Raw genomic sequence first — 24,372 nt, 5'->3', positions numbered from 1 at the left:
TACGCCGGCCCGTCACGGCTCCGGGGCGCGCGAGGGACGTACGGCCAGCAGGCGACGCGGAGGGCGGTGCCCTTGGTGCAGGCCCTCCGCCAGCCAGACGGCCAGTGCCTCAGCCTGCTCCGGATCCATGAGGGGGCCGAAGGCGACGGCGGGTCCGAGCGGCGTACGGTCACGGCTGCACGGCTGGACGACCACGCGGTGGCCCGTGCGTGGCACCTGGTTGCCCTCGTGGTGCGGGCAATGCAGGTGTCGGCCCAGGCAGCCGGTGGCGACGAGCAGCCCGAACGGCACCCGCTGGGTGGCGCCGCGCAGCGCTTCGAGAACGCGGCCATCCGCTGTGCCGCAGCCGTCCTGGGCCCGGCAGACCGCGGCCGTGAAACCCTCGGCGGCCTGCCGTGCGGCGGTGTGATGCGGCCTCCGGGTCATGCCACGGCCGTCCCGGTCAGGATCCGGACGTCCAAATCCGTTACCGACGCCGCCTCCAACGCGGCGGTGAAGTGGCCGCGGACGCGTTCCACCGCGTCGGGCGTGAGCCCGTTCAGCAGGGCGCGGGTGCCGCTGCCCACCGCCAGGTCCCAGGCGGTCGCGGGGGTCAGCGGCACGGCGAGATCCCGGCGCACGACTCGGGGACCCCTCAGCCCGAGGTCCGCCAGCCAGGTGGCGAGCGCGTCGGCGGTGTCGATCCGGGCCAGTTGGTCTGGCTGCGACGACCCCGGCCATTCCCGCTCGGCCTCTACCGCGCCCTTGAACGCCTGCCCCCAACCGCCGAGCGCCTCCTTCTCCCATACGGTCACCGCGAGCCGCCCACCTGGCCGCAGCAGACCCGCAAGCTTGGCGGTATCGCGGTCCATGTCGGGGAAGAAGAACACGCCCAGCGCGCACTGCACCAGGTCATAGCCGCCCTCGGGTGCCGCCCACGCCGTCACGTCGTGCTGGTGGAACCGTAGGTTCGCCAGACCATCCTGCCGCGCGCGCCGTTCGCCGAGAGCCACGAGGGCCCCGGAGAGGTCCACCGCATCGACCAGTCCGCCAGGGCCGACCGCACGGGCCGCCGGCAGCGCCGATGCTCCGGCCCCGCAGCAGCTGTCGAGGACCCGCTCGCCGACGGAAGGAGCCGACATGTCCACCGTGGCCTGCCCGACACGGTCCCACAGCAGCGGCGACCAGCTGTGGAACTCCTCGGCACCTGCGCTGAACACCTCTCCAATCGCTGCCTGTTGTGCGGTCATCGGAACTCCCAAAATATCTGAAACGGTTTTCGTTGTCGTTAACGTACTTGCGGGGCGCTCCCTTTGAACACCCTTGGGTGGTGGGTGGTGGGTGGGAAGAGGCCGACGTTCTCAGCCGGTCGACGCGGCGCGGCGCCGTAGGGGCGGCCTGAGCAGGCCGCTGAGTGGGGACAGGGCTGTGGGCCACCGGCCCCGGAGCCGACAAGGCCACGCCCGAGACCGTCACCACCTACGCCTACGACGCCTCCGGCAGGCTGCGCCAGGTCTGGGACCCGCGGATCTCCCCGGCTCTGAAGATCGCCTACGCCTACGACTCCGACGGCCGCGTGGCAACCCTCACCGAGCCGGGCGAGCCGCCCTGGACCCTCTCGGCGCCGCCTCGGCGTACGGCTCCCACGACAACAGGGCCGGCTCGGTTCACCCACCACGGGACAACTCCGGTGACTCAAGGGAGGGGATATGGCCCGATCGAGGGAGCGGCCGATCTCGGCCAGTGGTGCGCCCTCCCGTCCAACCTCGGCCGTCGTGCACCAAGTCCGAAACAGCCGGACGAGTAGAGCCTGGGCCGAAACGGTGACGACCCACCAGGCCGTTTGCGGTTCGGTGTGCTGTCGGTCACATTTAGGCAGGTCACACGCGGTTCTCCAGGCGGGAACGCTGCTGACCTTCGCGTCGGCGCCAAGGTTCGGAATCTGGCCCTGAGTGTGGCAACCGAACGCCTCGTGAAATGGCTTTGACCTGCAGTAACGCGCCAAAAAAGGGGGATGGCCGCGTTGTTCGGGACGCTACCGGACCGGAAAGAGCAACGGTCAAAAGACCGTGTGCGTTTTGGCGTGAACGCAAAAACTCCCGACCTGTATTTCTGCAGGTCAGGAGCTTGTTCCGGAGTGCCCCCGGCAGGATTCGAACCTGCGCACACGGCTCCGGAGGCCCCTTCGGTCCCAGACGTGTGCGCAGGTCACGGGCGTCTAATTGATCGGTGAGACGTGACTTGTCCACGGATAGTCCACGGACCGGTGCCGACGTGAGAGCGCCGATTCCACGATCCGCAAGGCAACCAGCACCGTCACGATGATGACCAACCAGGTTGCTTGGCGAAGCATGCCGGTGATGCTGTCCCCGGTGATCACACAACCGAGGATCCCGACGAAAATGATCAATTGGCCGTTGCCGCCGATGGCCGCTTGTGCGAGAGTTCCTAAGGTGCTGCTCCTGGAATCTGACAGGGCAGCACCTCGGACCTGATGCAGCGTCACGCTTGCTCCTTGGGCTCGACAGGGGTGCCTGATCTTCTTTTGCGGGGAGGTGCAGGCACCCTTTCCGTTGCTTGGAGCACGACGTCACAGCACCCTCCGGACGGTCGATGGTGACATATTCTCAGTTTGAGAAACTGCAGGTCAGAGTACTATTGATTTTGGGTTGTCGCGGCAACGCCGAATTCCAGATTCCAAATAGCAAAAACCCTGGACAGGCCTTGTTTGTGTATCTACACGAACTGACGGCCGACCCGGCGGCATGGCCTTGAAGGTGAAATGGGTCACACTCGCGCGGGGCTGTCGTTGGGACGGTCTTCCTGGTGATTCGGGCTCTATGGGCGGAACTGCGGCGATCGCCGCCCAGCTCCGTCGAACTGCCCGCGTGGCTGGCACCTCCGGGCCTGTGGGGTGTGGGAGCCCGCTGGCTTAGGGTTCCGCTACGCCCCCTCTTTGGGCCCGCAGTTGAGTGGCGGCGGAATCCAGGGCTTGGCGCTCCGGAATGCCAGAACGGAACTCTCGACGTGCGCCCCCACTCTTCCAGCTAACCCGGAAGTATAGATTTTGCCCATATGCGGCCTGAGGAATCTGAACCTGAAGGGTTTTTCCTTTCCTTAGGCGCCTGCGCTTGAGTGAGACGTAGGCGCCGTCAGTAAGCGGCTCCTGGCCTCGACTAAAGTCGCGTACCACATCTACAACAAGATCGCGAGCAGCGCGAGGGCCTGTGGCGAGCACTTCAAATTTGTGAGGCTGGCCATCGTAACCGGGCCGATACGTCATGCCGAAAATTCCAGCACTCCTGAATTTGTCCCACCGCTCGCGCACGGTCAGGCGTACAGCGTCCGGCCTGCCCAGACTCACCATGTTTCTTGAACGCGCCATTTTGCTCCCAGGGAGTCGCACGAACGCCTGAAGCGTGTGCGGGACTCCAGGGTGAGCGTTTTGAAGGCTCGTTTTCTGCTCCTGGTAGTCGAGCTTCCAGAAGGCTTCAGGATTTTCTGGTGACAGCACGGTAGGCGTCCCAGGGCCGTGACTCCAACTTCCCGAAGGGCCTATCGAGAAGCGTCCTTACGGATCTGCAAGCCCCCAACTCATGATTACTGCGGTTCCGCGCCCGATGTTGACGGCGTGAACACAAACGCACGAGCGGCTTGTGCCGTCTTCGAACGGTCCTACTATTGCTGTTGAAGCCTTGACGATTACCTTGCCTCCCTCTCTTCGCCATCGGGCATGTTCAGCGACAGCGGTCGCAATCGATATAACGATTGCTGTGACAGCAAGTGCGGTTTCCATAGGCGTGTCGAGTCCCGCTCCTCTTCGCAAGTTGTTTCAAGCATGCACCGCAGCACACCTCGATCGTAGTGAAGGAGGTATGGGGCGTCTGGCACTCAAGGTGACGACTCCCGGGGCGGGGGTCGGGGAGGTCGATGACTGCCCAGTTGTAGACGCGGTGGCCCTTGGCCCCGGCCCCTGCGGAGAGCTTCTGCCAGGCCCGCTTGGGCACCTTCTTGGCCAAGATGTCCGCACGGAACTTCCCCGCACCGGTGGTGACTTCGTGCGAGCAGGCCACCGCGAGGACGTAGCCGGTGCCGCGTTCCTCCAGTGCGGTTCGCAGCTTCGGGTTGCCGCCGTAGACCTCGTCGCCGGCAACCCATGCGGCCTGGTGGCCGGCGTCCAGGAACCGGGCGACCATACGACCAGCTCCGGCTTGGTGGCGAAGGTGGTTTCCTCGGCAAGGCCCGCGGCGCGGCAGCGGTCGGGGTCGGAGGTCCAGCAGCGCGGAACGTAGAGTTCCCGGTCCACTGCGGCGTGGCCGCGCTTGCCTGCGTAAACCAGGTAGACGGCGACTTGGGAGTTCTCGATCCGGCCGGCAGTACCGGTGTATTGGCGCTGGACGCCGACCGTGCCAGTGCCCTTCTTCACATCGCCGGTCTCGTCGACGACCAGCACCGCCCGGTCGTCGTGCAGGTGCTCCACCACGTAGCCGCACACGTCGTCGCGGACCTGATCGGCATCCCACTTGGCCCTGCCCAACAGGTGCTGCATGCCGTCCGGAGTGGTCTCGCCAGCCCACTCGGCGATGGTCCAGCAGTTCTTGCGCGGCAGGTCGGCCAATAGACCGAACACCAACCGCGCCGCCCTGCGCCGGGGTTCGACCCGGGCGAAGCGCCCCGCGATCCGGCCCATCAGGCCCTCGAACGCGTCCCGCCAACGGGTGGGTTCTATGCTGTGACCTGCGGCCACCGTCTCTTCGTCAGTCCACACAACTCACGATGATCAACGGTGGCCGCACCCGTCTCCACAACGCGTCAGGGTCGCGCAGTTCCGCCTGCCGTCCTGAGTCAGGAGGACATGTGCAACGTGGCGAAGTCTGGTGGGTGGAGTTCGACGAGCGGCGGCTGGTCGTACTGCTGGCGGCAGACGACGCGTCCAGGATCCGAGCGATGCAGGTCGTCACTCCTGCGGGCGTCGACATCAGCGGTCTGGGCGTCGAAGTGCAAGTAGGTGCCATGGAAGGACTGCCCTTTGAAGGTGTGCTGCGGTTCGCGTTCCCGCGCCCGGGCTTTACCCCCTGCACGTGGCTGACCACCGTGTCCCAGGACGACCTGATCGAGCGGGCGGGCGTCCTGTCCTCCGCGAAGCTCAGCGAGATTGAGGACGCCCTCCGTCTCGGCGAACAGGCGAAGGAACGGACCCCGGCGACAACCGCGAAGCTCAGCGAGATAAGGGACGCCCTCCGTCTCGGTGAACTCGGGTAGGCGGAGAGGCGCCACTCACCATCGAGATCACGATCTACGGCTGGAGTACTAATACTCCAGCAGGATTTCGCTGTCTGACCTGGTCTTTCGCCGGTGGCGGGAGTGTAGCGGGACTTCGATCGTGCGGGGGCGGTCTCACGGAGACCGCCCCTCGATCGTGCGACAACGCCGCAGGAAGTGACAGCGGCGGGCGACTGCTTGGCGTCGGCGGCGCCAGTTCGACCAGCTCAGCGCGTGGTGTCGTCCGCGGTGTCCGCTCAGGTGCAGGGGCCGGGCACGACAAGCTGCCAGGAGTCGCCGAACCTCCGCCACTGTGAGCCCGATGGCCCCGGTTGTATCACCTGTTCCGCCCCCTTTTCCCAGGGCTGGTGCGCCGTGGCGGCCAGGAAAGCGTGCGCGAGCATGGCCAAAGTGATGTGCCGATACCAGCCCGTGTAACGGCGGACCTCGTACTGGTCCAGGCCGCATTCGTTCTTCGCGGCCTGGAAGCACTCCTCGATCGCCCAGCGCGCCCCGGCGACCCGCACCAGCTCCTGGACGGTGACCTGAAGGGGCGTGTAGGCGAGGTAGTAGGCGATCTCCTCGGGCTTGCTGATACTGCGCCGGGCCAGTGCCCACCGCATCCGGTAGGGGACCTCGCCCTGATAGTCGAACTCGGCGACGGCCGGCAGCCGCACCGCTGCCCAGTGGTAAACGCGGGGCCCCTTCGCGCCGTCGCCGCAGGAGATCTTCTCCCACGCTTCGTCCGGGGCCTGCGCGAATAGGCCCTCGATCCGTGAACAGCCCACGCTGAACTGGGACTTGGGGACGGCCAATACGTAGCCGACACCCGACTGCTCCAGCAGCCGGCGGAATCGGTTGTCCTGACCGTAGGCGGAATCCGCAGTGACCCAGGCAATGGGCAGCGGCGAGGCGAGGGCCCGCAGCACCATGCGCCTGGCCAGTTCGCCTTTGGTGGCGAACTCCCGCTCGTCGGGGACCCTTGCGGTGCGGCAGCGTTCCCGGTCCTCAGTCCAGGACTTCGGGAGGTAGAGCTCACGGTCGACCAGAGCCCGGCCGTGGGCGGAGGCGTAGGCGGCGAAGACGCCGATCTGGCAGTTCTCGGTCCGGCCGGCAGTTCCGGAGTACTGGCGCTGGACCCCGGCTGAGGTGGTGCCCTTCTTGATGAACCCGGTGTCGTCGATGATCAGCACGCCGCCAGCCTCGCCGATCTTGTCGGCGACGTATTCCTGCAGGTCGTCGCGGATGTCATCGGCCTCCCACTTCGATCCGGCGAGAAGGTGCTGCAGGCCGTCGGGCGTGCGGTGGCCAGCCTGTTCGGCCAGCTGCCAGCTGTTCTTGCGGGCCACCGGAGCGAGCAGCCCGCGTACGTAGTCACGCATGCGGCGGCGGAGCTCGACCCGGCCGAACCGATGCCCGATGGTCAGGAAGAGATCGTCCAGTTCGAGGGCCCACTGCGCGGCGGCATACTCGGTGATCACCCTTGGAGGCTGCCCCGCCGCTGTCACTTCCTGCGGCGTTGTCGCACGATCGAGGGGCGGTCTCCGTGAGACCGCCCCCGCACGATCGAAGTCCCGCTACACTCCCGCCACCGGCGAAAGACCAGGTCAGACAGCGAAATCCTGCTGGAGTACTAAAGAACCGGCCCGTGGAAGAGGTCCGGCCCGTGCCGATTCCGCCTCATCTCGTTGCGATCCTGCGGGATCACATCGACACCTTCGGTGTAGCTGATGACGGACGCCTGTTCACCAACGAGCGCGGGGGAGTGGTCGGCTCCTCGACGTACTTCCGGGTCTGGCAGGAGGCTCGCGCGCTGGCACTCCCGCCGGCCGTTTTGGCCTCCCCGCTCGCCGCCCGCCCGTACGACCTGCGGCACTCGGCACTGTCGACCTGGCTCAACTCCGGCGTGGACGCGACCGAGGTCGCCGAGCGCGCGGGCAACAGTGTTGAGGTCCTCCTGAGCCGCTACGCGAAGTGCATCGACGGTCGGCAGGAGATCGCCAACCGCAAGATCGAAGAGCTGTTGCGCGAGTACGAGTGATGCCATACGCGCCGCGCTAGGCTTCACGCCCCTGGATTCGTCCGGGGGCCTTCGCCGTTCCTGAGGCTGACCAGGGACGATGCCTCAAGATCGTGTCCACGAATAGTCCACGGACGCCGACATAGAGCCGCTCAGAGCGGCATACGGCTGCACATACGCGAAGACCCCGTACTCAGCGAACTCGCTGGTCACGGGGTCTTTAGGCACCTCAGAAAGGGTGCCCCCGGCAGGATTCGAACCTGCGCACACGGCTCCGGAGGCCGTTGCTCTATCCCCTGAGCTACGGGGGCGTGTCGGGCGCCTTGCTTGGCGGCGACGGGTAGAACCCTACCAGTTCCTCCGGGGTGTTCATGAACGGTTTCCCGGGTGGTGGCACCGGGCGCGACCTGGGGTGGCTCGTCCTCAGGGGGTGGAAGTGGGGAAAACCCGGACGCGGTGGCCGGTCTCGACCTACTCTCGAGTTGTGCCAGGGGCGTCGGGCCGGGTGCTTGTTGTGGACGACAACAAGGTCATCCGGCAGCTGATCAGGGTCAATCTCGAACTGGAGGGGTTCGAGGTGGTGACCGCGGCCGATGGTGCCGAGTGTCTGGATGTCGTTCATCAGGTGCGGCCCGATGCGGTCACCCTGGATGTCGTCATGCCGCGGCTCGACGGGCTGCGGACCGCCGCGCGGCTGCGTGCCGACCCCCGTACCCGCGATCTACCCCTCGCCATCGTCAGCGCCTGCACCCAGTACGAGGTCGACAGCGGCCTCGACGTCGGCGTCGACGCCTTCCTCGCCAAGCCCTTCGAGCCCGGCGAACTCGTCAGCCTCGTACGGCGGTTGATCGAGCGGGAGAGGAGCGGGGAGAGGGGCGCGGAGCTGAGTGGAGAGCGGGGCGGGAACGCCGAGAGTAGGGCCGAGGCCGCGGGGGGCGGCGAGATCGTATTCGGGAGCGTCTTCGGCGCCGGTGAGGCCGCCGGGCGCACCGGCGGCTGACACTCCTGCCGGCAGCGCGGCCGCAGACAACGTTGCGCGGCCCGCGCCGTACAAGGCCCCCGTACCCCGTCCGCCCCACCCCCGCTGACCCACGCCCCCACCCGTCCACATCGCGGGACCCCGCCCAAACCCATTCGCATACCCACCCCCCTCCTCCCCTACGCTTGTCCCGTGACCCCCGTCGAGCTCTCCCGTACCGTGCTGCGCGCGGTGCGTCGTGCTGTCGATGAGGGGGAGCTGCGTGTCACCGTGCCGGAGCGGGCCGTGGTGAGCGCTCCCGGGCCCGGTGGGTGTGGTGACTACGCCACCAACATCGCCCTCCAGCTCGCCCGCCCTGCCGGACAGCCGCCCCTGCGCGTCGCCGAGATCCTGCGGCCGCACCTCGCCGGCGTGGACGGTGTCGCCGACGTCGTCGTCACCGGGCCCGGCTTCCTCAACATCAGCCTGGGCGGCGCCGCGCCCGTCGCGCTCGTCGAGGAGATCCTGCGGCGCGGCACCCGGTACGGGCACGCCCACGGCCCCTCCGCGGACGTCGTGTCGCTGTACTGCCCCCGCGAGGTACGGGCGGTGGTCGTGATGGACGCCGTCGCCCGGATCCTGCGGTCCCAGGGCGCCCTCGTCCGCACGCGTTGCGAGGCCGCGCTCGACCCCCAGTGGGCCGACATCCTGGGCGTACGTGTCGACGCGCACGGCGCGCAGGACTCGCCGGCCCCTCCCCACTTCCTCGTGCGTCCGGTGCCCGCCCCCGCCGACCCCCTCCCGCTCGGCCGCGACGCCGCCCGCTGGGCCCTGCTGCACCCGGCCGCCCACGACCGGCCTCGCATCACCGAGGACCACCTCGTCCAGCGCGAGGGCAACCCCCTCTTCCGCGTCCGCTACGCCCACGCCCGCACCCGGGCCCTCGGCCGCAACGCCGCCGACCTCGGCTTCGCCCCTGAGCCCGGGCAACCAGGCCAACCCGGGCAACCCGGTCCCGGCGAGGACGCGTACCCCCTCCTCGCCGCCCTCGCCGACCACCCCCGCGTCCTGGCCCGAGCGGCAGCGGACCGCGCCCCCGACCGTCTCGCCCGGCACCTCGTCACCGTCGCCGATGCCGTCCTCCCTCTGCTGCCCGCCGTCCTGCCCCGCGGTGCGGAGAAACCCTCGGCCACCCACCGCGCCCGGCTCGCCCTCGCCGAAGCCGCCGGGACGGTGCTGGCCGGTGGCCTGTCCCTGCTCGGCATCGACGCACCCGAACACCTCTGAGAGAGCCCACGACAGTCATGAGCCGTTCCGCCCACCCCGCCGGGCCCCGCCACGCCGACGTCCTCCCCGAGGGGCACTACTCCGCCCCGCCCACCGACCTCAACGCCCTCGACCCGAAGGTGTGGGCCCAGACCGTCGCCCGTAACGCCGACGGCGTCGTCACCGTCGGCGGTGTCGACGTGAAGACGCTCGCCGAACAGCACGGCACCCCGGCCTACTTCCTCGACGAGGCCGACTTCCGGGCCCGGGCGCGGGCCTGGCGCGGCGCCTTCGGGTCCGACGCCGACGTGTTCTACGCCGGCAAGGCGTTCCTCTCCCGTGCCGTCGTACGGTGGCTGCACGAGGAAGGGCTCAACCTGGATGTGTGCTCCGGGGGCGAGCTCGCCACCGCCCTCTCGGCCGGCATGCCCGCCGACCGCATCGCCTTCCACGGCAACAACAAGTCCAAGGAAGAGATCCACCGGGCCATCGAGGCCGGCGTCGGGCGTATCGTCCTCGACTCCTTCCAGGAGATCGTCCGCGTCGCCCACATCGCGCAGGAACTCGGCAAGCGGCAGCGCGTCCAGATCCGGATCACCGTCGGGGTCGAGGCGCATACGCACGAGTACATCGCCACCGCCCATGAGGACCAGAAGTTCGGCATCCCGCTCGCCGGGGGGCAGGCCGCCGAGGCCGTGCGGCGTGCGCTGAAGCTCGACGGGCTGGAGCTCATCGGCATTCACAGCCACATCGGGTCGCAGATCTTCGACATGTCCGGGTTCGAGGTGGCCGCGCACCGCGTCGTCGGGCTGCTGAAGGACATCCGCGACGAGCACGGCGTCGAGCTTCCCGAGATCGACCTCGGGGGTGGCCTCGGTATCGCGTACACGAGTGACGACGACCCCCGCGAACCCCACGAGATCGCCAAGGCGCTCACCGAGATCGTCACCCGCGAGTGCGAGGTCGCCCGCCTCCGTACTCCCCGGATCTCCGTCGAGCCCGGGCGCGCCATCGTCGGGCCGACCGCCTTCACGCTCTACGAGGTCGGCACCATCAAGCCCCTCGACGGGCTGCGGACGTACGTCTCCGTCGACGGCGGCATGTCCGACAACATCCGTACGGCGCTGTACGACGCCGAGTACAGCGTCGCCCTCGTCTCGCGCACCTCCGACGCCGAGCCCATGCTCGCCCGTGTCGTCGGCAAGCACTGCGAGAGCGGGGACATCGTCGTGAAGGACGCGTTCCTTCCCGCCGACCTGGCACCGGGTGACCTCATCGCCGTACCGGCGACGGGTGCCTACTGCCGGTCCATGGCCAGCAACTACAACCACGTGCTGCGGCCGCCGGTCGTCGCCGTGAACGACGGCGAGGCCCGGGTGATCGTCCGCCGTGAGACGGAGGAGGACCTCCTGCGTCTCGACGTCGGGTAACCCCGGAGACAGGCCCGGGTAGAGCCGGGGGCGGAAGATCTCCTGTCATCCGCCCCCGTACAAATGAAATAGATGTCTCACGATCCGGACGAAGGGCAGAAACTCCCGTCCGGTGAGTGAGACTGGTGCAACCGTAGACGGTATGAGGAAACGAGGTCGGATGATGCGTACGCGTCCGCTGAAGGTGGCGCTGCTGGGCTGTGGAGTTGTCGGCTCAGAGGTGGCGCGCATCATGACGACGCACGCCGACGACCTCGCCGCCCGGATCGGGGCTCCCGTGGAGCTCGCGGGAGTGGCCGTACGGCGGCCGTCCAAGGTCCGTGAGGGCATCGACCCCGGGCTCGTCACCACCGACGCCACCGCCCTCGTCAAACGCGGTGACATCGATGTGGTGGTCGAGGTCATCGGCGGCATCGAGCCCGCCCGCACCCTCATCACCACCGCCTTCGAGCACGGCGCGTCCGTCGTGTCGGCGAACAAGGCGCTCCTCGCCCAGGACGGCGCCGCCCTGCACGCCGCCGCCGAGCAGCACGGCCGCGACCTCTACTACGAGGCCGCCGTCGCCGGCGCCATCCCGCTGATCCGCCCGCTGCGCGAGTCCCTCGCCGGCGACAAGGTCAACCGCGTGCTCGGGATCGTCAACGGCACGACGAACTTCATCCTCGACAAGATGGACTCGACCGGCGCCGGGTATCAGGAGGCCCTCGACGAGGCCACCGCCCTCGGGTACGCCGAAGCCGACCCGACCGCCGACGTCGAGGGCTTCGACGCTGCCGCCAAGGCCGCCATCCTCGCCGGAATCGCCTTCCACACGCGCGTGCGCCTCGACGACGTCTACCGCGAGGGCATGACCGAGGTGACCGCCGCCGACTTCGCCTCCGCGAAGAACATGGGCTGCACCATCAAGCTGCTCGCCATCTGCGAGCGGGCCGGGGACGGCCAGTCGGTCACCGCGCGCGTGCATCCCGCCATGATCCCGCTGACCCACCCGCTGGCCTCTGTACGCGGCGCGTACAACGCCGTGTTCGTCGAGTCCGACGCCTCCGGGCAGCTCATGTTCTACGGCCCCGGCGCGGGCGGCTCCCCGACCGCGTCCGCCGTACTCGGCGACCTCGTCGCCGTATGCCGCAACCGGCTCAGCGGGGCAACGGGGCCCGGCGAGTCGGCGTACGCCGCCCTGACCGTGTCGCCCATGGGTGACGTCGTCACGCGCTACCACATCAGCCTCGATGTGGCGGACAAACCGGGTGTTCTCGCCCAGGTGGCGACCGTGTTCGCCGAGCACGGAGTCTCGATCGATACGGTTCGCCAGCAGGGCAAGGACGGCGAGGCCTCCCTCGTCGTCGTCACCCACCGTGCGTCCGACGCGGCCCTCGGCGGGACCGTGGAGGCGCTGCGCAACCTCGACACCGTGCGGGGTGTCGCCAGCATCATGCGGGTTGAAGGAGAGTAACCAGCAATGACCCACCAGTGGCGCGGAATCATCGAGGAGTACCGGGACCGGCTGCCCGTCTCCGACACCACGCCGGTCGTGACGCTCCGCGAGGGCGGCACGCCCCTCGTGCCCGCGCAGGTGCTCTCCGAGCGCACGGGCTGCGAGGTCCACCTGAAGGTGGAGGGTGCGAACCCGACCGGGTCCTTCAAGGACCGCGGCATGACCATGGCCATCACCAAGGCCAAGGAGGAGGGCGCGAAGGCGGTCATCTGCGCCTCCACCGGCAACACGTCGGCCTCCGCCGCCGCCTACGCCGTACGCGCGGGCATGGTTTCGGCCGTTCTCGTCCCGCAGGGCAAGATCGCGCTCGGCAAGATGGGCCAGGCCCTCGTGCACGGCGCGAAGATCCTCCAGGTCGACGGCAACTTCGACGACTGCCTCACGCTCGCTCGCGACCTGAGCGACAACTACCCCGTGGCACTGGTCAATTCGGTCAACCCGGTGCGTATCGAGGGGCAGAAGACGGCCGCCTTCGAGATCGTGGACATGCTCGGGGACGCCCCCGACATCCACGTGCTGCCGGTGGGCAACGCGGGCAACATCACCGCGTACTGGAAGGGCTACACGGAGTACGCCGCCGACGGTGTCTCGAAGCAGACCCCGCGCATGTGGGGCTTCCAGGCCTCCGGCTCCGCGCCCATCGTGCGCGGCGAGGTCGTCAAGGACCCGTCGACCATCGCCACCGCCATCCGCATCGGCAACCCCGCGTCCTGGCAGTACGCGCTGGCCGCGCGGGACGAGTCCGGCGGCTTCATCGACGAGGTGACGGACCGTGAAATCCTGCGCGCCTACCGGCTGTTGGCCGCGCAGGAGGGCGTCTTCGTGGAGCCCGCGTCCGCCGCGTCCGTCGCCGGTCTGCTGAAGGCCGCCGAGCAGGGCAAGGTCGACCCGGGCCAGACGATCGTGTGCACCGTCACCGGCAACGGCCTCAAGGACCCCGACTGGGCCGTCGCCGGCGCCCCGCAGCCCGTCACCGTCCCGGTCGACGCGGCGACGGCGGCCGAGCGGCTCGGACTGGCGTAAGCGGGGCCACACCCCGTCGTAGCGGCGCCCGACCCCGTCGTACGGGGCTCGTGTCCGCGCGTAAGAGGGCGCTCACCCGGGGGACTTCCCTACGGGGGGTGCACAGGGGGCATACGACACGCATCGTGCGCCTCCTGTGCGCCCTATGTCGCCACAGAACCCACCTTCGATAGGCTGTACTGAACCCGCCCGCCGCATATGCCTCCGCAAGGGGCGCGGTGCCGCGCCGTCTCCGCGGCCCGGAAGCGGCCCCAGGGGTCTTCGTACGTCATCGAATGTCGTTCATCGAATGTCTTCGACAATCACCGCAGCTCAAGGAGAGTCATCGAGCGATGGCCGGTCCAGCCTTCCGCGCCGCCGCCGTCCGGGTGCGCGTCCCCGCCACCAGCGCCAACCTCGGCCCGGGCTTCGACGCCCTCGGCCTGTCGCTGGGGCTCTACGACGACGTCGTCGTCCGGGTGGCCGACTCCGGGCTGCACATCGACATCGCGGGTGAGGGCAGCGAGACGCTGCCGCGTGACGAAAAGCACCTTCTCGTACGGTCTCTGCGCACCGCCTTCGATCTGCTGGGCGGCCAGCCGCGCGGCCTGGAGATCGTCTGCGCGAACCGCATTCCGCACGGCCGGGGCCTCGGCTCCTCCTCGGCCGCCATCAGCGCCGGCATCGTCGCCGCCCGCGCCGTGACCATAGGCGGCGAGGCCAAGCTCGACGACACGGCCCTCCTGGAGCTCGCCACCGAGATCGAGGGCCACCCCGACAACGTGGCGGCCTGTCTGCTCGGCGGTTTCACCCTCTCCTGGATGGAGGCCGGTGCCGCGCGGGCGATCAGGATGGACCCCGCCGATTCCATCGTTCCGGTGGTTTTCGTGCCCGGAAAGCCGGTCCTCACCGAGACCGCGCGCGGCCTGCTCCCGCGCACCGTGCCGCACGTCGACGCCGCCACCAACGCGGGCCGTGCCGCCCTGCTCGTCGAGGCCCTGACCAGGCGCCCCGAGCTGCTGCTGCCCGCCACCGAGGACCGTCTCCACCAGGAGTACCGCGCGCCCGCCATGCCGGAGAGCGCGGCGTTGGTGGAGCGGCTGCGGGCCGACGGGATCCCGGCGGTCATCTCCGGCGCGGGCCCCACCGTTCTGGCGTTGGTCGATGCCGACAGCGCCGACAAGGTCGCCCATCTGGCAGGCGAGGGGTGGGCCGCGAACCGGCTCGACCTCGACGCCCAGGGAGCGAGCGTGCTGCCGCTCGCGCCCTCCAGTGACATTTAAAAGCCGGCGGTCGCCGGATTTCGAGAGGGGGAATGTTTGTTGGATCCGGTAGTGTTAACCTCAAGTCTGCACCCGACCCCACCATGGCGAGGTGCTTCGTGTCCCCGTCCGGGACAGACATTCTTCCGGGAGCCTCCCAAGCCGCACTGTGTTTCGTACGACGTACGCGGGCAGTACCTCGTACGCGGGCACTGAGCGACTTGCCGGGCACGCTCCGGAACCGGTGCGACCGAGCCCAGTGACACAGACACTCAGTGCCACGGCTCTGGGAAGCGCCATCACCAGATATTTCCTCCGCCGCTTCGGCGGAACACCGCCCCGGCACGGTCCACACACCAAGGACCGAAGCCGGACAGCACAACCGGTCGCCGAGCCAGACAGGCCGACGTCCGCTCCAGGGAAGGACCCTTCGTGAGCGACACCACCGATCTGATGGGCGCACGTGTCGAGGAGACCGCTGCCGCGCCCGCCACGGACGCCTCCGCGCCTGCCACCGGTGCCGGCTCCCGGCGGCGCCGCGGTACCGGCCTCGAGGGCATGGTGCTGGCCGAGCTGCAGCAGGTCGCATCCGGCCTCGGCATCAGGGGCACCGCGCGCATGCGCAAGAGCCAGCTGATCGAGGTCATCAAGGAGGCGCAGGCCGGGGGAGGTGCCGCGGCTCCCAAGGCCGCGTCCTCCTCCGCCGGGGACGCCACCGAGACCAAGCCCAAGCGCCGCGCCACCTCCAAGGCTCGTACCGGCGAAGCCGCCGAGAAGAAGGCGGACAAGGCGGCTGAGGCCCCCGCCGAGAAGGCCGTGGCCCAGCAGCAGATCGAAATCCCCGGCCAGCCGGCCAGCGATGAGGGCCCGGCCGAGCGCCGCCGTCGCCGCGCCACCGCCGACGCCGGTGCGCCCGCGGCCGCCCCCGAGACGGTTGCCGCCGAGGCGAAGAGCGAGCCGAAGGCCGAGACGCCCGCGCAGTCGCAGGCCCAGCAGGGTGACGCCGGTGAGGGCGGCGAGGGCCGTCGTCGCGACCGCCGTGAGCGCGGCCGGGACCGCGACCGCGGTGACCGCGGTGACCGTGGCGACCGCCGCAAGGGCGACGACCAGCAGGGCGGCGGTCGTCAGGACCGTCAGCAGGGCCAGCAGCAGGGCGGTGGCCGTCAGGACCGTCAGCGCGACAACGCCCCGCAGGACGACGACGACTTCGAGGGCGGCCGCCGTGGCCGTCGCGGGCGTTACCGCGACCGCCGTGGCCGTCGCGGCCGCGACGAGATGGGCAGCCCGGAGCCGCAGATCAACGAGGACGACGTCCTGATCCCCGTCGCGGGCATCCTGGACATCCTCGACAACTACGCCTTCATCCGTACGTCGGGCTACCTGCCGGGCCCGAACGACGTGTACGTCTCCCTCGCCCAGGTCCGCAAGAACGGCCTGCGCAAGGGCGACCACATCACCGGTGCGGTCCGTCAGCCCAAGGAAGGCGAGCGGCGCGAGAAGTTCAACGCGCTGGTGCGTCTCGACTCCGTCAACGGCATGGCGCCCGAACACGGCCGCGGCCGCCCGGAGTTCAACAAGCTCACCCCGCTGTACCCGCAGGACCGGCTCCGTCTGGAGACCGACCCGGGCGTGCTGACCACCCGCATCATCGACCTCGTGTCGCCGATCGGTAAGGGCCAGCGCGGTCTGATCGTGGCCCCGCCGAAGACCGGTAAGACCATGATCATGCAGGCGATCGCCAACGCGATCACGCACAACAACCCCGAGTGCCACCTGATGGTCGTCCTCGTCGACGAGCGTCCGGAAGAGGTCACCGACATGCAGCGGTCGGTCAAGGGCGAGGTCATCTCCTCGACCTTCGACCGCCCGGCCGAGGACCACACGACGGTCGCCGAGCTCGCCATCGAGCGCGCCAAGCGGCTCGTCGAGCTGGGCCACGACGTGGTCGTCCTGCTGGACTCCATCACGCGTCTGGGCCGTGCCTACAACCTCGCCGCGCCCGCCTCCGGCCGCATTCTGTCCGGTGGTGTCGACTCGACCGCGCTGTACCCGCCGAAGCGCTTCTTCGGTGCCGCGCGGAACATCGAGGACGGTGGCTCGCTCACCATCCTGGCGACGGCTCTCGTCGACACCGGGTCCCGCATGGACGAGGTGATCTTCGAGGAGTTCAAGGGCACCGGCAACGCCGAGCTCAAGCTCGACCGCAAGCTCGCCGACAAGCGCATCTTCCCGGCGGTGGACGTCGACGCGTCCGGCACCCGTAAGGAAGAGATCCTGCTCGCCCCTGACGAGCTCGCCATCGTCTGGAAGCTGCGCCGGGTGCTGCACGCCCTCGACCAGCAGCAGGCGGTCGAGCTGCTCCTCGACAAGATGAAGCAGACGAAGTCGAACGCCGAGTTCCTGATGCAGATCCAGAAGACGACGCCGACGCCTGGGAATGGCGACTGAGCACAAGCGCTCCCAGAAAGTCCCAAAAGGGCCGCTCCCCGTCAAATAGTGACGGGGAGCGGCCTTTTGGCGCTGATAGGGACGGGCGTATCAGTGCGCCCCTTCCTACTCTTGTGTCTCTGGGGGGACTTCTTGACCACCACCTTGTCCGGCAGCGGTCGTCACAGACGCCGGATGCGTATCGGGCTGCCCGTCGCCGCCGCCGGTGTCGCCGTGGCCGTCGCCGCCTCCCTGCTGACCTCGTCCGCGGGTGCCGCGACCGCGCTGCCCCACCCCACCGTGAAGCCCGCCACCAGTTCGGCCTCGCTCGCCGAGCTGGAGCGGCGCGTCGCGGGTGCCGTCGCCGGTGACGACACCGCGGGGGAGACGGCGAAGCAGTCGTCGTACAGCGCGAGCACCAGCGGCTCCTCCGGTGACTCCTCCGGTGACTCCACCGTGAGCCCCATGGTCATCGGCGGCACCGACACCACCATCACCTCGGCGCCCTGGATGGCGCAGCTCTGGTACTACGACGACCAGGGCACCGCCGACGAGGCCGACGACCTCGGGTTCTTCTGCGGTGGCGCCGTCGTCGCGCCGACGAAGATCCTCACCGCCGCGCACTGCGTCAAGGGCTACGACTGGTACGACTACGGCGCCGTCATCACCGGCACCGCCCAGCTGCCGACCACCGACGACGCCGGCAACACCGACCTGCACGGCGGCACCGTCACGCTGCCGCACCGGCAGTGGAACCACCCGTCGTACAGCGCGACGACGATCGACAACGACATCGCCGTCATCACGCTGGCGAACCCGGTCAAGGCGACGCCGATCCGCATGACGACGTCCGGCGACACCGCCTCGTACGCCGCCGGGACGAGCGCCAAGGTCTACGGCTGGGGCCGGACCAGCTCCACCAGCCAGGACATCTCCGAGACGCTGAAGACGGCCACGCTGCCCGTCCAGTCCGACAGCACCTGCACGGGCTACTACGGCAGCAAGTTCATCAAGGGCCACATGGTCTGCGCGGGCCCGCCGGCGAGCGGCAGCGACAGTGGCACCACCTCCGCCTGCAACGGTGACTCCGGCGGGCCGCTCGTCGTGAACGGCCGGATCGTCGGTGTCGTGTCGTGGGGTGTGCAGACCTGTGTCGCCAAGGGGGCGTACAGCGTCTTCGCCAAGGTCAGCAGCTACGTCGGGGCCGTCTACCCGCGGGTCGACGACACCAACATCAGCGGTGACCACCGGGCCGACATGTGGGTGCGCAACGCCTCCACCAGGACCGGTTACTCGAAGAACTCCAACGGCACCTCGTTCGCCGCGCGCGAGTCCTGGGGCGACTGGAGCGGCGTGAACGTCGTCCTGCAGACCGACCTCGACCGGGACGGCTACCAGGACCTGGTGTTCCGGCGCAGCTCCGACGGTGCCATGTTCTGGGCGCACTACGTGCCGGCCAGCGGCTCCTGGGCCACCAAGACGCTCTTCAGCAACTGGAAGACCCGCACCCGCGTCGTCGCCCCGGGCGACGTCACCGGCGACTACCTGCCCGACCTGCTCTCGGTCGACTCCGGCGGCGCCCTGTGGATCTACCCGGGCAAGGGCAACGGCTCCTTCGCCACGCCGGTCAAGGTCGGCACGGGCTGGAACCAGTACAACTCCCTGCGCGGACACGGCGACTTCACCGGCGACGGCAAGGCCGACCTGATCGCGCGCAGCAAGACGGGCGGCTACATCTACCTGTTCAAGGGCACCGGCAAGGCCGGCACCGGCGCCTTCGCCACCCGCATCAAGGTGCGCACCTGGTCGACCTACACCGGCTTCGACGCCGTCGGTGACGTCACCGGCGACGGAAAGGCCGACTTCCTGGCCCGCAACTCCTCCGGCACGCTCTACCTGTACCCGGGCACCGGAAAGGCCACCAGCGAGATCTTTGCCACACCGAAGTCCGTCGGCACCGATTTCAAGCAGTACGACATCTTCGGCTGAAATCGCAGGTGAGACGGGTATACCCGGGTATCACCGAATACGCCCCGTGCCCACCGCTCCTCGGCGGTGGGCACGGGGCGTTGTGCAACCCTTCTCCGAGTTTCCCCGTCTGACCGGACGGGGTGACGATGGTGTGGTACGGGCCAAATGGCCACGCCTGACCCTGAAAGCAGGGGGTAACCGACCGGACGAGAACCGAGGAGCACATGTCCGCCGAGAGCACGCCGGAGCCCGGCATACCGGGCGAGACCGGCACCACAGGTCCGCGCCGCCGCGCCAGAGGCCGCCGTCGCAAGCCCCGCGACAAGCGCAGGAGCCTGCTGATCACGGCCTGGACGGCCGCCGGGATCGTGGTCCTGGGCGGCACCGGAGCCGGGTACCTGTACTTCAAGCTCAACGGCAACCTCAAGAGCGTCGACATCGACCAGGCCCTCGGCACCGAGCGGCCGAAGAAGGTCGACAACGGCTCGGAGAACATCCTCGTCCTCGGCTCCGACACCCGTTCCGGCAGCAACAAGGCGCTCGGCGGCGGCACCGACGACGGCAGCGCCCGCTCCGACACGGCGATGATCGTGCACGTCTACGAGGGCCGCAAGAAGGCCAGCGTGGTCTCCATCCCGCGCGACACCCTCATCGACCGCCCCCGGTGCACCGACACCAACGGCAAGACGCACGACGCCGCGTCCGGCGTGATGTTCAACGAGTCGTACTCCACGGGCGGCGCCGCCTGCACCGTGAAGACCGTCGAGTCCATCACCGGCATCCGCATGGACCACTACCTGGAGGTCGACTTCTCCGGCTTCCAGAAGCTCATAGACGAGCTCGGTGGCGTCGAGGTCACGACGACCAAGGACATCAACGACCCCGACAGCCACCTCGACCTCAAGGCCGGCACCCACCAGCTCACCGGCAAGCAGGCCCTGGGCCTGGTCCGCACCCGGCACGGCGTGGGCGACGGCTCCGACCTCGGCCGCATCCAGCTCCAGCAGGCCTTCATCAAGGCGCTGATCAACCAGGTCAAGGACATCAACCTCTTCGGCAACCCCAAGAGGCTCTACGACCTGGCCGACACCGCCACGAACGCCGTGACCGCCGACTCCGACCTCGGCTCGGTCAACAAGCTCCTGTCCTTCGCCAACGGCTTGAAGGGCATCAGCTCCAAGAACATGAACATGGTCACGATGCCGGTCCAGTACGACCCGGCGGACCCGAACCGGGTGCTCGTGGCGAAGACCAAGGCCCAGCTGGTGTGGGACGCCCTGAAGAACGACAAGGCGATCCCGAAGGCGGCCACCGAAGGCACGGCCACAGGTGATGCCAAGGGCGTGGTGAGTTAGTCGGGGGACCTCGGGGAATACCCCACAGCCACCCCCGGTTTTGGCTGATGGACACCAGTCCTGGCAGACTGGTACGTCGGCTCCGGTTCACGCTCCCGCATCCCGCGGCTGCGACCCGGCGCCCTCCCGAAACTAGGAGACACCTTGAAGCGCGACATCCACCCCGAGTACGTCGAGACGCAGGTCAGCTGCACCTGTGGCGCGTCGTTCACCACCCGTAGCACGATCGAGAGCGGCACCATCCGCGCCGAGGTCTGCTCCGAGTGCCACCCGTTCTACACGGGCAAGCAGAAGATCCTCGACACCGGTGGCCGTGTGGCCCGCTTCGAGGCCCGCTTCGGCAAGGCAACTGCCGGCTCCAAGAAGTAGCGAGCTCCAATTCGCCGGTCCACGGTTCGCGGGCCCTCCCCTCCGGAGGAGCCGCACCGGGACCGGCGTTTTTGGTCGCCCGCCCTTCACCCACGTACGTACAGGAGCCCAAGATGTTCGAGGCCGTCGAGGACCTGGTCGTTGAGCACGCCGACCTGGAGACGAAGCTCGCCGACCCGTCGGTCCACGCCGACCAGGCGAACGCGCGCAAGCTGAACAAGCGCTACGCCGAGCTCACCCCGATCGTCGCCACGTACCGCTCCTGGAAGCAGACCGGCGACGACATGGAGACCGCACGGGAACTCGCCGCCGACGACCCGGAGTTCGCGGCCGAGGTCAAGGAGCTGGACAAGCAGCGCGAGGAGCTGACGGAGAAGCTCCGCCTGCTGCTCGTCCCGCGCGACCCCAGCGACGACAAGGACGTCATCCTCGAGATCAAGGCGGGCGCGGGCGGCGACGAGTCGGCACTGTTCGCCGGCGACCTGCTGCGGATGTACCTGCGCTACGCCGAGCGCGTCGGCTGGAAGACCGAGATCATCGACTCCACCGAGTCCGAGCTCGGCGGCTACAAGGACGTCCAGGTCGCCGTGAAGACCAAGGGCGGCCAGGGTGCCACCGAGCCCGGGCAGGGCGTGTGGGCGCGGCTGAAGTACGAGGGCGGTGTGCACCGTGTGCAGCGTGTGCCGGCGACCGAGTCCCAGGGCCGTATCCACACCTCCGCGGCCGGTGTGCTGGTCACGCCGGAGGCCGAGGAGATCGACGTCGAGATCAACCCGAACGACCTTCGGATCGACGTGTACCGGTCGTCCGGCCCGGGTGGTCAGTCCGTCAACACCACCGACTCCGCCGTGCGCATCACGCACATTCCCACCGGAGTCGTGGCCTCCTGCCAGAACGAGAAGAGCCAGCTGCAGAACAAGGAGCAGGCTATGCGTATCCTGCGCTCCAGGCTGCTCGCAGCGGCGCAGGAGGAGGCCGAGAAGGAGGCCGCCGACGCCCGCCGCAGCCAGGTCCGCACGGTCGACCGCTCCGAGAAGATCCGCACCTACAACTTCCCGGAGAATCGCATCTCGGACCACCGCGTCGGCTTCAAGGCGTACAACCTGGACCAGGTCCTGGACGGCGACCTCGACGCGGTGATCCAGGCCTGCGTCGACGCGGACTCGGCCGCCAAGCTCGCGGCCGCGTAAGGCACGTACGAGTACGACCGGAGGACTTGCGTGCAGCAATTCATTGGGGGGCGATCCCCAAGCCCCCGCAGCGTGCTGCTCGCGGAGGTGGCCCAGGCCACCCAGCGGCTGGCCGACGCCGGTGTGCCCTCGCCGCGCAACGACGCGGAGGAGCTCGCCGCGTTCGTGCACGGCGTGAAGCGGGGCGAGCTGCACTCCGTGAAGGACTCGGACTTCGACGCCCGCTACTGGGAGGTCATCGCCCGGCGTGAGCAGCGCGAGCCGTTGCAGCACATCACCGGGCGGGCCTACTTCCGGTATCTCGAACTCCAAGTCGGGCCCGGTGTGTTCGTGCCCCGCCCCGAGACCGAGTCGGTCGTCGGGTGGGCCATAGACGCCGTACGCGCGATGGACGTCGTCGAGCCCTGCATCGTCGACCTGTGCACCGGCTCCGGCGCCATCGCGCTCGCCCTCGCCCAGGAGGTCCCGCGCTCGCGCGTGCACGCCGTGGAGCTGTCCGAGGACGCCCTGCACTGGACCCGCAAGAACGTGGCGGGGTCCAGGGTCGACCTGCGGCAGGGCAACGCCCTGGACGCCTTCCCGGACCTGGACGGCCAGGTCGACCTGGTCATCTCCAACCCGCCCTACATCCCGCTCACCGAATGGGAGTACGTCGCTCCCGAGGCGCGGGACTACGATCCCGAACTCGCCCTGTTCTCGGGGGAGGACGGCCTCGACCTCATCCGCGGCCTGGAACGGACCGCACACCGGCTCCTGCGCCCCGGCGGCGTCGTCGTCATCGAACACGCCGACACCCAGGGCGGCCAGGTGCCGTGGATCTTCACCGAGGAGCGGGGCTGGGCCGACGCGGCCGACCACCCCGACCTCAACAACCGCCCGAGGTTCGCGACCGCCCGCAAGGCGCTGCCGTGACCACCCCCCAGAGTCTTTTCCCGAAGTACGTGTACGAGGAGGCCCGCTGATATGGCACGGCGATACGACACCAACGACGCGACCGACCGCACGACGGGTCTGCGTGAGGCCGCGTCCGCCGTCCGCCGTGGCGAGCTCGTGGTCCTCCCGACCGACACGGTGTACGGCATCGGCGCCGACGCGTTCTCCAAGGAGGCCGTGGGCGACCTGCTGGAGGCCAAGGGCCGTGGCCGCACCATGCCCACCCCTGTGCTGATCGGCTCCCCGAACACGCTCCATGGTCTCGTCACCGACTTCTCCGAGCTGGCCTGGGAACTGGTGGACGCGTTCTGGCCGGGCGCGCTGACCCTGGTCGCCAAGCACCAGCCGTCCCTGCAGTGGGACCTCGGCGACACCCGGGGCACGGTCGCCGTGCGCATGCCGCTGCACCCGGTCGCCATCGAGCTCCTCACGGAGGTCGGCCCGATGGCGGTGTCGTCGGCGAACCTGACGGGCCACCCGGCCCCCGAGGACTGTGACGCCGCGCAGGAGATGCTCGGCGACTCGGTCTCCGTCTACCTGGACGGCGGCCCGACCCCCGGCAACGTCCCGTCGTCGATCGTCGACGTGACCGGCGAAGTGCCCCTCCTCCTGCGCGCGGGCGCCATCTCCGCGGACGAGCTGCGGAAGGTCGTACCCGACCTCGAGGTGGCGAATTGACAGCCCCTGAGGCGGGGCGTGGCATAGGCAACGGGGAAAGCGCGGCGGAGATCACGACGACCTTCGTGGGACTCCCGCGCGACAGCTTCCGCATCCTCCACGTCAGCACCGGAAATGTCTGCCGCTCGCCGATCACCGAGCGGCTGACCCGTCATTTCGTGGCGCAGCGGCTCGGTGTGCTCGGCGGCGGGCTGATCGTGGAGAGCGCGGGCACCTGGGGCCATGAGGGCGCGCCCATGGAGGCCAACGCGGAGACGGTCCTCGCCGACTTCGGCGCGGACGCCGCCGGCTTCGTCGGCCGCGAGCTCCTCGACGAGCACGTCATCCGCGCCGACCTGGTCCTGACGGCCACCCGCGACCACCGCGCCCAGGTCATCTCCATGGGCCATTCGGCGGGCCTGCGCACCTTCACGCTGAAGGAGTTCACCCGCCTGGTCCGCGCGATAGACCCGGCGACCCTGCCGCCCCTGGAGGACGGCGTGGTGGCACGCGCGCGCGCACTGGTCCGGGCCGGGGCGGCTCTACGCGGGTGGCTCCTGGCGCCGACCGCGGAGGCGGACGAGGTGTACGACCCGTACGGCGCCCCGCTGCCCTTCTTCCGTTCCGTCGGGGACGAGATACACCAGGCGCTGGACCCGGTGGTAACGGCTTTGACCGGGGTACCCGCTCGCACTTGATGCCTGTGCAGAGCGCGATGAGCGTCTTGGATCGGGCTCCGGTCGTCACAGCGCTCACCGGAGCACCCGCGAGGGCGTAACAACCGGGCGTCCCTGTC

Annotated in this window: 20 protein-coding genes, 1 tRNA gene and 2 pseudogenes; 17 read left to right on the top strand and 6 right to left on the bottom strand. The window is 69.0% G+C overall.

Annotated elements, in window-relative coordinates; all coding sequences use genetic code 11:
- Positions 1–12: 12 nt before the first annotated feature.
- Together QQM39_RS13105 and QQM39_RS13100 are read right to left on the bottom strand one after the other, a co-directional pair.
- A complete protein-coding gene (locus tag QQM39_RS13105) occupies positions 13–426 on the bottom strand; it encodes a hypothetical protein (RefSeq protein WP_301996880.1) in 414 nt (137 codons plus the stop codon).
- Positions 423–1,229, bottom strand: coding sequence for a class I SAM-dependent methyltransferase (locus QQM39_RS13100; protein WP_301996879.1), 807 nt, complete (start codon positions 1,227–1,229; stop codon positions 423–425). Before QQM39_RS13100 ends, QQM39_RS13105 begins: the two co-directional genes overlap by 4 nt.
- 164 nt (positions 1,230–1,393) lie before the next feature.
- Here QQM39_RS13100 and QQM39_RS13095 point away from each other — a divergent pair, with 164 nt between their 5' ends.
- Complete coding sequence (locus QQM39_RS13095) at positions 1,394–1,786, top strand: RHS repeat domain-containing protein (protein WP_301996878.1); 393 nt, start codon at positions 1,394–1,396, stop codon at positions 1,784–1,786.
- Positions 1,787–2,197: 411 nt separating this feature from the next.
- Here the strand turns inward: QQM39_RS13095 and QQM39_RS13090 are convergent, their stop codons facing one another.
- Both QQM39_RS13090 and QQM39_RS13085 read right to left on the bottom strand, forming a co-directional pair.
- Positions 2,198–2,485, bottom strand: a complete 288-nt coding sequence (locus QQM39_RS13090) for a hypothetical protein (protein ID WP_301996876.1) — start codon at positions 2,483–2,485, stop codon at positions 2,198–2,200.
- A 1,393-nt stretch (positions 2,486–3,878) separates the two neighbouring features.
- A pseudogene (locus QQM39_RS13085) lies at positions 3,879–4,669 on the bottom strand (IS701 family transposase); the annotation flags it as partial.
- 167 nt (positions 4,670–4,836) lie between these two features.
- On the opposite strand from QQM39_RS13085, the gene QQM39_RS13080 reads away from it, so the two are divergent.
- Positions 4,837–5,241 carry a type II toxin-antitoxin system PemK/MazF family toxin gene (locus QQM39_RS13080; RefSeq protein ID WP_266841859.1) on the top strand — a complete coding sequence of 135 codons (405 nt, stop codon included), beginning with the start codon at positions 4,837–4,839 and terminating at the stop codon, positions 5,239–5,241.
- Positions 5,242–5,498: 257 nt separating this feature from the next.
- Here QQM39_RS13080 and QQM39_RS13075 read toward each other — a convergent pair whose 3' ends face one another.
- A complete protein-coding gene (locus QQM39_RS13075; RefSeq protein ID WP_302003571.1) occupies positions 5,499–6,683 on the bottom strand; it encodes an IS701 family transposase in 1,185 nt (394 codons plus the stop codon).
- A gap of 191 nt (positions 6,684–6,874) precedes the next feature.
- On the opposite strand from QQM39_RS13075, the pseudogene QQM39_RS13070 reads away from it, so the two are divergent.
- A pseudogene (locus QQM39_RS13070) lies at positions 6,875–7,282 on the top strand (site-specific integrase); the annotation flags it as partial.
- Positions 7,283–7,500: 218 nt separating this feature from the next.
- Here QQM39_RS13070 and QQM39_RS13065 read toward each other — a convergent pair.
- Positions 7,501–7,572: transfer RNA gene (locus QQM39_RS13065), tRNA-Arg, on the bottom strand.
- A 125-nt stretch (positions 7,573–7,697) separates the two neighbouring features.
- Here QQM39_RS13065 and QQM39_RS13060 point away from each other — a divergent pair.
- From QQM39_RS13060 to QQM39_RS12995, 14 genes are all read left to right on the top strand, one after another.
- Positions 7,698–8,261, top strand: a complete 564-nt coding sequence (locus QQM39_RS13060; protein WP_301996874.1) for a response regulator — start codon at positions 7,698–7,700, stop codon at positions 8,259–8,261.
- A gap of 171 nt (positions 8,262–8,432) precedes the next feature.
- Positions 8,433–9,506, top strand: coding sequence for an ArgS-related anticodon-binding protein NrtL (gene nrtL, locus QQM39_RS13055; RefSeq protein WP_301996873.1), 1,074 nt, complete (start codon positions 8,433–8,435; stop codon positions 9,504–9,506).
- Between the two features lie 17 nt (positions 9,507–9,523).
- Positions 9,524–10,915, top strand: coding sequence for a diaminopimelate decarboxylase (gene lysA, locus QQM39_RS13050; protein ID WP_301996872.1), 1,392 nt, complete (start codon positions 9,524–9,526; stop codon positions 10,913–10,915).
- Positions 10,916–11,078: 163 nt separating this feature from the next.
- A complete protein-coding gene (locus QQM39_RS13045) occupies positions 11,079–12,368 on the top strand; it encodes a homoserine dehydrogenase (protein WP_302003570.1) in 1,290 nt (429 codons plus the stop codon).
- Positions 12,369–12,374: 6 nt separating this feature from the next.
- Positions 12,375–13,433 carry a threonine synthase gene (thrC, locus tag QQM39_RS13040; RefSeq protein WP_301996871.1) on the top strand — a complete coding sequence of 353 codons (1,059 nt, stop codon included), beginning with the start codon at positions 12,375–12,377 and terminating at the stop codon, positions 13,431–13,433.
- A gap of 332 nt (positions 13,434–13,765) precedes the next feature.
- A complete protein-coding gene (thrB, locus tag QQM39_RS13035) occupies positions 13,766–14,695 on the top strand; it encodes a homoserine kinase (protein WP_301996870.1) in 930 nt (309 codons plus the stop codon).
- Positions 14,696–15,106: 411 nt separating this feature from the next.
- Positions 15,107–17,122, top strand: coding sequence for a transcription termination factor Rho (gene rho, locus QQM39_RS13030; RefSeq protein WP_301996869.1), 2,016 nt, complete (start codon positions 15,107–15,109; stop codon positions 17,120–17,122).
- 174 nt (positions 17,123–17,296) lie between these two features.
- Positions 17,297–19,090, top strand: coding sequence for a trypsin-like serine protease (locus tag QQM39_RS13025; RefSeq protein WP_301996868.1), 1,794 nt, complete (start codon positions 17,297–17,299; stop codon positions 19,088–19,090).
- 206 nt (positions 19,091–19,296) lie between these two features.
- Positions 19,297–20,427, top strand: a complete 1,131-nt coding sequence (locus QQM39_RS13020; RefSeq protein WP_301996867.1) for an LCP family protein — start codon at positions 19,297–19,299, stop codon at positions 20,425–20,427.
- Positions 20,428–20,571: 144 nt separating this feature from the next.
- Positions 20,572–20,796, top strand: coding sequence for a 50S ribosomal protein L31 (gene rpmE, locus QQM39_RS13015; RefSeq protein ID WP_062709720.1), 225 nt, complete (start codon positions 20,572–20,574; stop codon positions 20,794–20,796).
- Positions 20,797–20,909: 113 nt separating this feature from the next.
- Positions 20,910–21,986, top strand: a complete 1,077-nt coding sequence (prfA, locus tag QQM39_RS13010) for a peptide chain release factor 1 (protein ID WP_301996866.1) — start codon at positions 20,910–20,912, stop codon at positions 21,984–21,986.
- A 72-nt stretch (positions 21,987–22,058) separates the two neighbouring features.
- On the top strand, positions 22,059–22,898 hold the full coding sequence (gene prmC, locus QQM39_RS13005; protein ID WP_234762223.1) for a peptide chain release factor N(5)-glutamine methyltransferase: 840 nt from the start codon (positions 22,059–22,061) through the stop codon (positions 22,896–22,898).
- Between the two features lie 51 nt (positions 22,899–22,949).
- Positions 22,950–23,597: an L-threonylcarbamoyladenylate synthase gene (locus QQM39_RS13000; RefSeq protein WP_301996865.1), complete on the top strand. Its 648-nt coding sequence runs from the start codon at positions 22,950–22,952 to the stop codon at positions 23,595–23,597.
- The gene (locus QQM39_RS12995) at positions 23,594–24,274 is read left to right on the top strand and encodes a protein-tyrosine-phosphatase (protein WP_301996864.1); all 681 of its coding nucleotides are present in this window, start codon (positions 23,594–23,596) and stop codon (positions 24,272–24,274) included. The genes QQM39_RS13000 and QQM39_RS12995 overlap by 4 nt, the downstream gene beginning before the upstream one ends.
- Positions 24,275–24,372: the final 98 nt, after the last annotated feature.

This window comes from Streptomyces sp. DT2A-34, assembly GCF_030499515.1.
Taxonomy (GTDB): domain Bacteria; phylum Actinomycetota; class Actinomycetes; order Streptomycetales; family Streptomycetaceae; genus Streptomyces.
Note: the sequence above shows the minus strand (reverse complement) of the source record. Positions and strands in the feature narration are given on the sequence as shown.